The sequence below is a fragment of the Chitinophaga fulva genome, from assembly GCF_012927205.1.
GTDB classification, from domain to species: Bacteria; Bacteroidota; Bacteroidia; order Chitinophagales; family Chitinophagaceae; genus Chitinophaga; species Chitinophaga fulva.
Genome location: NZ_JABBGC010000001.1, coordinates 4,142,320 through 4,152,521 on the forward strand (window position 1 = coordinate 4,142,320; position 10,202 = coordinate 4,152,521).

At 51.3% G+C, this 10,202-nt stretch carries 12 protein-coding genes; 8 read left to right on the forward strand and 4 right to left on the reverse strand.

Annotated elements, in window-relative coordinates; all coding sequences use genetic code 11:
* Window positions 1–1,290 carry an efflux RND transporter permease subunit gene (locus HHL17_RS16845; protein WP_169225843.1) on the reverse strand — a complete coding sequence of 430 codons (1,290 nt, stop codon included), beginning with the start codon at window positions 1,288–1,290 and terminating at the stop codon, window positions 1–3.
* A gap of 205 nt (window positions 1,291–1,495) precedes the next feature.
* Window positions 1,496–1,894, reverse strand: a complete 399-nt coding sequence (locus HHL17_RS16850; RefSeq protein ID WP_169225844.1) for an HYC_CC_PP family protein — start codon at window positions 1,892–1,894, stop codon at window positions 1,496–1,498.
* 136 nt (window positions 1,895–2,030) lie between these two features.
* Between HHL17_RS16850 and HHL17_RS16855 the strand changes: the two genes are divergently transcribed.
* The 6 genes from HHL17_RS16855 to HHL17_RS16880 all read left to right on the forward strand — a co-directional run bounded on the left by HHL17_RS16855 (window position 2,031) and on the right by HHL17_RS16880 (window position 7,054).
* Window positions 2,031–2,678, forward strand: coding sequence for a Crp/Fnr family transcriptional regulator (locus HHL17_RS16855; RefSeq protein WP_169225845.1), 648 nt, complete (start codon window positions 2,031–2,033; stop codon window positions 2,676–2,678).
* 68 nt (window positions 2,679–2,746) lie between these two features.
* Window positions 2,747–3,544: a sulfite exporter TauE/SafE family protein gene (locus tag HHL17_RS16860; protein ID WP_169225846.1), complete on the forward strand. Its 798-nt coding sequence runs from the start codon at window positions 2,747–2,749 to the stop codon at window positions 3,542–3,544.
* Between the two features lie 77 nt (window positions 3,545–3,621).
* The gene (locus HHL17_RS16865) at window positions 3,622–4,191 is read left to right on the forward strand and encodes a YeeE/YedE family protein (RefSeq protein ID WP_206156007.1); all 570 of its coding nucleotides are present in this window, start codon (window positions 3,622–3,624) and stop codon (window positions 4,189–4,191) included.
* Between the two features lie 13 nt (window positions 4,192–4,204).
* Window positions 4,205–4,627 carry a DUF6691 family protein gene (locus HHL17_RS16870; RefSeq protein ID WP_169225847.1) on the forward strand — a complete coding sequence of 141 codons (423 nt, stop codon included), beginning with the start codon at window positions 4,205–4,207 and terminating at the stop codon, window positions 4,625–4,627.
* 11 nt (window positions 4,628–4,638) lie between these two features.
* The gene (locus tag HHL17_RS16875; protein ID WP_169225848.1) at window positions 4,639–5,973 is read left to right on the forward strand and encodes an MBL fold metallo-hydrolase; all 1,335 of its coding nucleotides are present in this window, start codon (window positions 4,639–4,641) and stop codon (window positions 5,971–5,973) included.
* A gap of 148 nt (window positions 5,974–6,121) precedes the next feature.
* Window positions 6,122–7,054: an NADP-dependent oxidoreductase gene (locus tag HHL17_RS16880; RefSeq protein ID WP_169225849.1), complete on the forward strand. Its 933-nt coding sequence runs from the start codon at window positions 6,122–6,124 to the stop codon at window positions 7,052–7,054.
* Window position 7,055: 1 nt separating this feature from the next.
* Here the strand turns inward: HHL17_RS16880 and HHL17_RS16885 are convergent, their stop codons facing one another.
* The gene (locus tag HHL17_RS16885; protein ID WP_169225850.1) at window positions 7,056–7,772 is read right to left on the reverse strand and encodes an SDR family oxidoreductase; all 717 of its coding nucleotides are present in this window, start codon (window positions 7,770–7,772) and stop codon (window positions 7,056–7,058) included.
* Window positions 7,773–7,894: 122 nt separating this feature from the next.
* Here HHL17_RS16885 and HHL17_RS16890 point away from each other — a divergent pair, with 122 nt between their 5' ends.
* On the forward strand, window positions 7,895–8,245 hold the full coding sequence (locus HHL17_RS16890; RefSeq protein WP_169225851.1) for an iron chaperone: 351 nt from the start codon (window positions 7,895–7,897) through the stop codon (window positions 8,243–8,245).
* Window positions 8,246–8,377: 132 nt separating this feature from the next.
* Here HHL17_RS16890 and HHL17_RS16895 read toward each other — a convergent pair whose 3' ends face one another.
* A complete protein-coding gene (locus HHL17_RS16895; protein ID WP_169225852.1) occupies window positions 8,378–9,394 on the reverse strand; it encodes a serine hydrolase domain-containing protein in 1,017 nt (338 codons plus the stop codon).
* A gap of 96 nt (window positions 9,395–9,490) precedes the next feature.
* Here HHL17_RS16895 and HHL17_RS16900 point away from each other — a divergent pair, with 96 nt between their 5' ends.
* The gene (locus tag HHL17_RS16900) at window positions 9,491–9,871 is read left to right on the forward strand and encodes a VOC family protein (RefSeq protein ID WP_169225853.1); all 381 of its coding nucleotides are present in this window, start codon (window positions 9,491–9,493) and stop codon (window positions 9,869–9,871) included.
* Window positions 9,872–10,202: the final 331 nt, after the last annotated feature.

Below are 10,202 nucleotides of genomic sequence, written 5' to 3' on the forward strand. Positions count from 1 at the left end.
TTATTGGTTTTTTTGTTGTTCCTGCCAGCTGGCGTACCGTTCAGCCAGATGTTTGTAAGCGTTTTCACTCATGATGATCCCGTTGTCCACGATCACGCCGATGGCCAGTGCGATACCGGTGAGCGACATGATATTGGAGGAGATGCCGAAGGCATTCAGCAGCAGGAAGCTGGCGGCCAGCGTAATAGGTATCTGTATGATGATGCTGAGGGCGCTGCGCCAGTGGAAAAGGAAGATGATCACCACTACAGACACCACGATCATCTCTTCGATCAGCGTATGTTTGATGGAATCCACTGATTCTTTGATCAGCTCACCGCGGTCATATACGATATCGAATTTCACCTGATCAGGAAGACCTTTGGACACCTCTTTCATTTTGGCTTTCACGCGATCGATCACTTCTGCGGCGTTTTCACCGTAGCGCATGACCACGATGCCGCCTACACGTTCTCCTTGTCCGTCCTGATCGAAGATGCCGAGGCGTGTTTCGCCGGTCATCTGCACGGTGGCTACGTCGGCCACGCGTATGGGAATACTGTTCTGGGTTTTGACGGGTATGTTGGCGATTTCATCAGCTGATTTCAGGTAGCCGGAAGTTTTGATGATATAACCGATGTCGCTGATTTCAAATTTGCGGCCGCCGGACTCGTTGTTGTTGGTGCGGATGGCGCTGATCACTTCCGGCACGGAGAGGCGGTAGTACAGCAGTTTGTTAGGGTCTACCGTGATCTGGTATTGTTTCTGGAAACCGCCGAAGGAAGCGATTTCGCTCACGCCTTCCACATTTTGCAGGGCGAATTTCACGTACCAGTCCTGCAAGGCGCGTTGTTCGCCCAGGTCCATTTGCGGGGCGTCGAGCGTATACCAGAGGATGTGGCCTACGCCGGTGCCGTCAGGCCCCAGTTGCGGCGAAACGCCTGTAGGCAGCGTGCGGGACACGGTGCTGAGTCTTTCGAGCACTCTTTCACGGGCCCAGTAGATGTCTACATCATCATGAAAGATGACATAGATAAAACTCATGCCGAACATGGAAGATCCGCGTACATACTTGATTTTAGGCAATCCCTGCAGGTTCGTCACCAGCGGATAGGTGATCTGGTCTTCTATCAGCTGCGGGCCTCGGCCCATCCATTCTGTAAACACGATCACCTGGTTCTCTGACAGGTCCGGAATGGCGTCGATAGGATTTTTTTTGACGGCATAGATGCCCCAGGCGAAGAGGGCGGTGGCGAGCACCAGCACAATGAAGCGGTTGCGCAGCGACCATTCGATAATTCGATGTACCATATATGTTAGTTCAATGGGTACCGGAAGATAATAGGCACCGATGCGGATACAGGTCAGGTGCGGACTGCCATGCACAGCAGTTAGTCGGTATAACGGTTTAGGTTACACGTCGCGCAGCGGGACCAGTCATCTCCCGGAAAAAAAAACAGTAATAAAAGGGTGGTAGATCAGTAACGGCAGGCTTACCGTTCTGTAGGAAGGGGTATCACACGCGGAAAATACAATGCAGGATATAGGGCTGGACTTTACTGCTGTAGGGGGGCGCATGGCTCACCGGATGGGCTGTTGCCAGCGGCACTATCTTAGCGGCAGGCAGCAACACATAGCTGACAGGGACTTCCGCCACAGGCATCTGCAGGAAATGCAGGGTATGGGCGGTCACCTTCTGGTCTTTCTCCAGCTTGACGGTTTTATGCTCGTCCTTGCAGCATTTTTTAGGGCATCCCTTGCTCAGGTCCGTCTCGCAATGACTGCATTTTTTATTGTCCCCATGCCACAACGCAACGTCTACCAGCTTGCCCATGCAGTAGTGCATGTGGAACGTGGCGCCGGTGGAGGTGCCAACGTACAGCAGTAGTAAGAGGAGTGTGAGGACTTTCTTCATATGTGAGCAAAAGTAGCCGGAAGGGCCGGAATGGTTGTTATATAATTTTAAGTTTTTTTATATTTTTTTGTGGTGATATCAGCACTGCTTCCTGTTCGCGGGCTTTTTTGTAACTTGTAACCATATCGCGTGTATAATGGATGCTAAATCAGATATTCTGGACTATCTCAACGCTCATTTTCCCTCACTGGACGATGCACTGAAAGCACACCTGTCAGAGATCGGGACCTTACAGCAGGTACCTGCCGGCACGGTGCTGATGCAGCAGGGCCAATATATCAAATACACGGTGCTGGTGCTGGAAGGCAGGATCAAATTGTACCGGGAAGGAGAAGATATAGGTGAATTTTTTATGTATTACCTGGAACCGGGCGATGCCTGTGCCATCTCTATGGTATGTGTGGCTTCCGGGAAAGCGAGCGAGGTAATGGCCAAGGCGGTGGAAGATTCCGTGGTGCTGATGATACCCGTGCATTATATGGAGACGCTGATGAAAGACCACAAAAGCTGGTACCAGTTTGTGATAGAGTCATACCGTCGCCGCTTCGAAGAGGTGCTGAGCGTATTGGACAGCACCGTATTTAAAAACATGGACGAACGTCTTTTATCCTATATCCGTTCCCAGGCCACCAAACTGGGCACACAGGAGCTGAAATTAACCCACCAGGAGATCGCTACAGACCTCAACTCATCCAGGGAAGTCGTTTCCCGTTTGCTCAAAAAAATGGAACAGAAGGGCTTTGTCAAACTCAACAGGAATTCTATAGAAGTACTGCCTGTGTAACCTAAGTCACAGAGTTTGCTTTGGCGGGTCTGTACCTTTGTATGGATAGTAAAGCAAATGTGTAACAGATGGAAATTATAGGTTATATCGCAGCGGCATTGATAGGCATATCACTGGGTCTTATCGGTGGTGGCGGGTCTGTGCTGACGCTGCCGGTACTGGTGTATCTCTTCGGTATTACGCCGGCGGCAGCTACTTCCTACTCACTCTTTATCGTAGGTGCCACCAGCCTGGTAGGCGCAGTGGGCAGCTACCGCAAAAAACGGGTGAATGTGCCGGTGGTACTGCTGTTTGGCATACCCTCCATTGTGGCGGTATGGCTCACCAGGCGGTACGTGATGCCCGCTATACCGGCAGCGTTGTTTAGTGTAGGCGGTTGGACGGTCACTCGCGAACTGGCCGTTATGTTATTGTTCGCAGGCCTGATGTTGCTGGCATCCTTTTCCATGATTATGGGCCGGAAGGCTGAATCACAGGAAGCAGCGCCGATGAGTAACGCCGGCAAAGTACGGCTGGCGCTCTATGGTATGCTGATTGGCTTTGTGACAGGCCTGCTGGGCGCTGGTGGCGGATTTCTGATCATCCCCGCACTGATCATGATGGCGGGGTTGCCCATGAAAACGGCTGTAGGCACCTCCCTGATGATCATGGCCATGAGCACACTGATTGGTTTTATGGGAGACACCGGTCATGCAGGCATCAACTGGATGCTGCTGCTGACGCTGACCGGCATTGCTGTGGCAGGAGTGGTGGCAGGCGGACTGCTTTCCCGGAGGATACCAGGTGAGCGGCTCAAACGCGGCTTCGGCTGGTTTGTACTGGTCATGGGTGTTTACATCATCCTGCTGGAAACACTATTGAAATAAGCATAATGCTGTGTAACAATTGTCACCGTATTCGTGAACGTATTGCTACACCTTTGTAATATAAATAAGCATATTAAATGACAATCCTTGAATTTTTGCAACAACCCTGGCCCTGGTATATAGCAGGCCCGTTGATCGGTCTTACGGTGCCGGTACTGCTGCTGGTGGGCAACAAATCTTTTGGTATCAGTTCTTCCCTGCGGCATATCTGTGCTGCCTGTGTGCCGGCTAAGGTGCCTTTCTTTCAGTACGACTGGAAGAAGGAAGCCTGGAACCTCTTTTTCGTAGGGGGCATCCTGTTAGGCGGTATCATCGCGGGCGCGATGTTGGCCAATCCGGCGCCGGTGGCGGTGAATCCTCAACTCGTTACAGACCTTGCACCATATGGTATTACAGATTTTCATTCACTGGTGCCCGGTCAGCTGTTCAACTGGCCCGCGCTCCTGTCTGTCCGCGGTTTGCTGATGATGGTCGGTGGCGGTTTCCTGGTGGGCTTCGGCACCCGTTATGCCGGCGGCTGCACCAGCGGTCATGCTATTATGGGCCTTTCCACTTTGCAATGGCCTTCACTGGTGGCGACTATCTGTTTTATGATCGGCGGTTTTGTGATGGCTAATCTGATACTGCCTTTTATTCTTTCATTGTAATGCTGACTTTTTTATGAATACATGGTTTAGTCAATTAAAATATCTGTTGATCGGTACTTTGTTCGGGATCATTTTTGTGAAGGCAGAAGTCATCAGCTGGTTCCGTATACAGGAAATGTTCCGGCTGCAGTCCTTTCACATGTATGGCGTCATTGGCAGTGCCGTGATGGTAGGCATGCTGTCGGTATGGTTAATCAAAAAATTCAATGTCAAAACACTGGATGGAGAAACGGTGACGTTTCATCCTAAAAAGTTCAACAAGGGACAGATTTATGGTGGTTTGATATTTGGCCTGGGATGGGCCATTACAGGCGCCTGTCCGGGGCCGTTGTTCGCCCAGATCGGTGTAGGCGCTACCGTAGTCGCCGTTACTTTACTGAGTGCCATCGCCGGCACATGGGTGTATGGCCGTTTTCGTGATCAATTACCTCATTAAAATATATAGCTATGGAGATCAGACAGTTTGAAGATAAGGGACTGGCACATTATGCTTACGCCGTGTACAGTGAACAGGCCGGAGAAGTGGTACTGATAGACCCTGCACGCGATGTAACCCCTTATATGGAATATGCAGCAACGAAGAAGGCAAAAATCACCGGGGTGATAGAAACACATCCGCATGCGGACTTTGTCAGCAGCCACCTGGAGTTGCATCAGGCCACAGGGGCTACGATCTACTGTTCGTCCCTGGTGGGTGCGGCTTATCCGCATACCGCTTTTGACGAAGGAGATACATTACAAATAGGGGAGCTGACTTTCAAAGCCCTGAATACGCCCGGCCACTCGCCGGACAGTATCAGCATTGTGCTGGAGGAAGCGGGCGCCGTAAAAGCGGTGTTCACCGGTGATACGTTGTTCATCGGTGATTGTGGCCGCCCGGACCTGCGCGAGAAAGCAGGCAACCTGACAGCCACCCGGGCCGATCTGGCGCGACAGATGTATCATTCCCTGCGGGAGAAGCTGATGCCATTACCGGACCATACCTACGTGTATCCTGCTCATGGCGCCGGCACATTGTGCGGTAAATCACTGAGCGATGCCAACCGCAGCACCATCGGTGCGGAGAAGCTGACCAACTGGAGTTTGCAGGACTATACCGAAGAAGCATTTGTAGCGGAGCTGTTATCGCAACAACCCTACATCCCGAAATATTTCCCATATGATGTGGACATCAACCGGAAAGGGGCGCCAGCCCTGATACCATCGCTGGAGAAAGTGCCTGCGCTGGCTTCCGGTGAAGGATTCGAAAACGGTGTGTTGCTGGTGGATACCCGTCCGGCTGCGGCTTTCAAACAAAGCCATCTGCCGCATGCGATCAACTTACAGCTGAAGGGCAAGTTTGAAACGTGGCTGGGCAGTGTGGTAGCACCGGGTGAAGCTTTTTACCTGCTGGCGGCAGACGCACAGCAGTTGCAGGAAGCGCTCCACAGGGCTGCCAGCATCGGCTATGAAAGCATGGTCTGTGGCACTATGGTATATGCCGGTGGCACCGAAACAATGGGGCCTGTGCCGCTGGACCAGCTGCGTGCACATCCGGAAGATTTCACCATCGTAGATGTGAGGATGGAGAATGAAACAGAGGCGGGCGCCTTGCTGCCTGGTTCCATTGCCATTCCGCTTGACCAGTTACGGGAACGCTTACACGAAATACCGGTCGGCAAGCCCATTGTAGTGCACTGCGCCGGTGGTTACCGCAGCGCTGCCGGCAGCAGCATCGTTGCTGATGCGTTGAAAGGGCAGGTGCCCGTCTACGATCTCGGAGAGGACATCAAAACGTTTTAAGTGAACGAATATAAATCCACCTGCGGCCTGGTTCTCCGGGCCGCTTTTTTATTTTAAGTATCTGGTATTTTTACAGATTTATACAAAGATTATACAGAAGAAAGAGACGGTGGGTGACTTACATTTGTACCAAATCATCCTCCATCACATGAAAGCAATTATCTTAAAAGGAGCCGGGGACATTGACCAGCTCGTACATACAACCCTGCCGGTGCCGGAGATCGCGGACGGCGAAGTACTGGTACAGGTAAAAGCCATCAGCGTTAATCCCATCGATGTTAAAACCCGTTCCGGCAAAGGCATGTTCGGTAAACTACAGGCCGATGACCCTGTTATCCTGGGCTGGGATATCTCCGGTACGGTGACCGCCTCCCGTTCGTCGTTGTTCAGGGAAGGGGATGATGTGTTTGGGATGATCAATTTTCCCGGTCACGGTAAAGCCTATGCGGAGTATGTAGCTGCACCAGCGGAACAGCTGGCCCGCAAGCCGGCAGGCATCTCCCACGAGGAAGCCGCAGCGGCTACGCTGGCGGCATTGACAGCCTTGCAGGCACTTAACAGCACGCAAATCAATCCGGGTGACAAAGTACTGATACACGCGGCCGCAGGTGGTGTAGGCCACTATGCGGTGCAGCTGGCCAAAGAAGCAGGGGCCTATGTGATCGGCACGGCATCCGCTGCCAATCGCGACTTTGTACTGGGCCTCGGCGCAGACGAACATTTCGATTACAAATCAGGCGCGTTTGAAGACCATTATCATGATCTCGACCTCGTACTGGACACGATGGGCGGCGAATATATAGACCGTTCCCTGAAAGTGCTGCGGCCACAGGGTACTATCATCAGTTTGCCCAGCGGGCTGCGCGAGACAGTGGGAGAGAAGGCTGCCGCGCAAAATAAAACCGGTTACTTTATCGTCGTGGCTTCCAGCGGAAAAGATATGCACCGGCTGGCTGACCTGCTGGAGCGCGGGAAAGTCAAATCCCACGTGTCGGCGGTGTTTAACTTCGCCGATATGGGAAAAGCCCATCAACAGATTGAAAGTGGCAGTACCCGTGGTAAAGTGGTGGTGACACCGTAACTCATATCTGGTGGTCGCCGGGCAGGATCATCAGTTTCGGGATACGCACGTGCTCAGGCTGTTGCAGGATAAACTTCACGGTGTCCACGATATTGTCTACCGTCAGCGGCTCATGAATGCCCATGCTCTCTTTGGGATGCACGGCCCAGTCTTTGTGCAGTTCCGTCATCACCAATCCCGGTTCTATGCACGATATTTTGAGCGGCGTACCTGCCAGTTCCATTCGCAGCGCTTCGGACAAGGCTTCCATGGCGAATTTGGTGGCGGCGTAAGCGCCGGCCGTAGGCCGCACTTTCGTTCCCATCACACTTGACAGGTTGATCACATGTCCGGAGCCTTGCGCTTTGAAACGTTTCAAGACCAGGTAAGTCAACCGGAACGTAGCCTCCACGTTCAGTCGGATCATAGCAGTCATCTTATCGATGTCGATGGTTTCAATAGGTCCGGTTTCAATACTGCCGGCGCAGTTAAAGAGATAATCGCATCGGCCATAGGTATCAAAAACAGTGTTGACCACCTGGTCCTGGAAGCCGCTGTCAGTAAGGTCTCCGGCCATTACCACCACATTGGCGGCATCCAGTTCGGCTAAACGTTCCTGCCGGCGGGCTGTCACCACTACAGTATGACCTTCTGCGGCAAGCGCGCGGGCAATCGCATGACCAATGCCACTGCTGGCACCGGTAACAAGGCTTATTTTAGGTTGTTGGCTGTTTGTCATGAGTATCAAAATAGGTTTCCCAAAATAATCATTTATGGCGGTATATCACCCTGCAATTGTCGTATTGACACCGCTTTCTGCTGCGGTAGTCTTTGTATGTTTGTATTAACAATCATACTGCCATGGGAACTAAATTCAAAACTACCGACGAATACCTGGCTACCGTGCCGGAAGTCAGCATTGAAAAGACACATCAAATCCGCGAAATCATCCGTAAAGCGGTGCCTAAAGCCACGGAGGTGATTAGCTATAATATGCCGGCCTTTAAACTGAATAAAGTGTTGGTATGGTTCGCCGGCTACAAAGGCCATATCGGCTTTTATCCGGGCGGTACCGCCATCGGCGTTTTCCAGGATGATCTTACAGATTATAAAACGTCAAAAGGCGCTATCCAGTTTCCGCTGGACAAGCCCCTGCCGGTATCATTGATCAACAAGATTGTGAAGTACAGGATAAAAGAGGTAGCGGAGTAATATTTTTTGTTGGGCCATCGGCCGATGTGTTATTGGGCATAAGGTTTCATCTCGTCATTGTTGCTAATAACGAATGGAGTGGCCGGCCTTTGATTTTAAACAGGGGGGCTTCCAAAGGCTGCCGCATCAGCATTACCCCTTTTTATCTCTTGTTTGCAGGTAGCGCCATAACAAAGGGAATATCTCATTTTCAAAATACAGGGCCTGCCGCACGGCCGTGGCATCATTCACCCGCTCATGTATCGCGATCACCGCGTTCAGGTGGGGAATGATGATCATATACTGTCCGCCCCATCCCATGCCATAGGTAACAGGCTGATTCTCATAACGCACGTGGTACCAGCATAAAGCATATTGTGAGCCGGCGAAACCCCAGTTGGTAGCCCTCGTCAGTGGTGGTTGCAACAGGGTGCGTACCCATTTTCGGGATACGATAATTTGTCCGTTGTACTGTCCCTCCTGCAAGAGGAGGTTCCCGATTTTATTGATGGCCGTGGTGGACAGGTATACGCTGTGCAGCCCGGCGCCGTCATCATATCCGTCATTCATCTTTTTCCAGTCGGCCTGTTGAATGCCCAGTTTGCCGAACAGGAATCGTTGGGCGAATGTTGCCGCAGGCATGCCACTAGCCCTAGTTAGTACTACCGAAAGCAGGTGCGTAGCGGCATTGTTGTAATGGAACACTTCTCCCGGCGTACTGATCAGCGGTTGGGCCAGCACATATTGTGAAGGATTAGGCTGGGAGAGGTATTCACCCAGTCCGCCTTCCAGGTTTTCATGCCACAGCCCGGAAGCCTGGTCCATGATCTGATGCAGCGTGATATGCTGTTTGCGGGCATCCGGGTCTTTGGCCAGCTCCGGGAACCACTGACCGATTTCCTGGTCTACAGAAGCGATATAGCCTTTGTCGATGGCGATGCCGATCAGGATAGACAGGATGCTTTTGGTCAGGGACTGACTGTTATGAAGGGTGTCTGGCTGCTGGCCATTGTAGGTGTGGTTAAAGATGATACGTCCTTTTTGGGATATCACGAGCTGGTATACAGCGGCGTTTTTCGTCAGTACGGAGGCCGTGTCTGGCAGCGACTGCCCGGCGCCCTGGAGCGTAATCATAATGGCCGGCAGCAGCAGGATTGATTTCCATCGCATAAAAACGAGGTTAGGCAACATGAATGTAAGGCATTTTACTTTTCTGGTTACAAAATTGAGGAACTGGGGTATTCCTCATCATATAAACCTTCGCTTATGCTTAAACATTCAGGGGCCTTCAGCAGCTTCTCCGTCAATGATCTGCAACAGGCTAAACAGTTCTATCACGACAAGGTTGGGTTGGAAGTCTCCGAAACGCCGGAAGGGTTGGAATTACAGGTAAACGGTGGCGCTAAAATTTTTCTGTATCCGAAACCGAATCATGAACCAGCCACCTTTACCATACTGAATTTTATTGTAGACAATGTGGACGATGCTGTAGAACAGCTTACTCAGAAGGGCATCCGTTTCCTGCAATATGAGGGGGAAATAGGTACCGATGAAAAAGGTATTTTCCGGGATAAAGAACGGGGGATGGCCATTGCCTGGTTTGCAGACCCGGCAGGGAATATTCTTTCGGTGTTACAGGCGGGATGATATTTAGTCGTGTACTGCCATTGCTGTTAGCTGCTCCCTCCGGTAAAATACTATCAGTATCACACGCCCCGGTGGTTAAGTGTTTTTCGTATCTATTTGATTGTCAATTTCTTGTAGGAGTATTCGTTTGGTATCTCTTTAGTATCCTTTAGGTATCCTTTAGGTATCCCTCTCGTAAGACAGGTGAGAATAACCGTCAAATCGGGTCTAGTCCTATTATAGGTTTACACCCAAGGTTAAAAAATCCTGTTTAAGGTTTACCTTGACGTTCTTTAATCCTGGATATTGTTTACATAGTGGAGAGAACGTCCTGTTTCTCGTTTACAGCCCG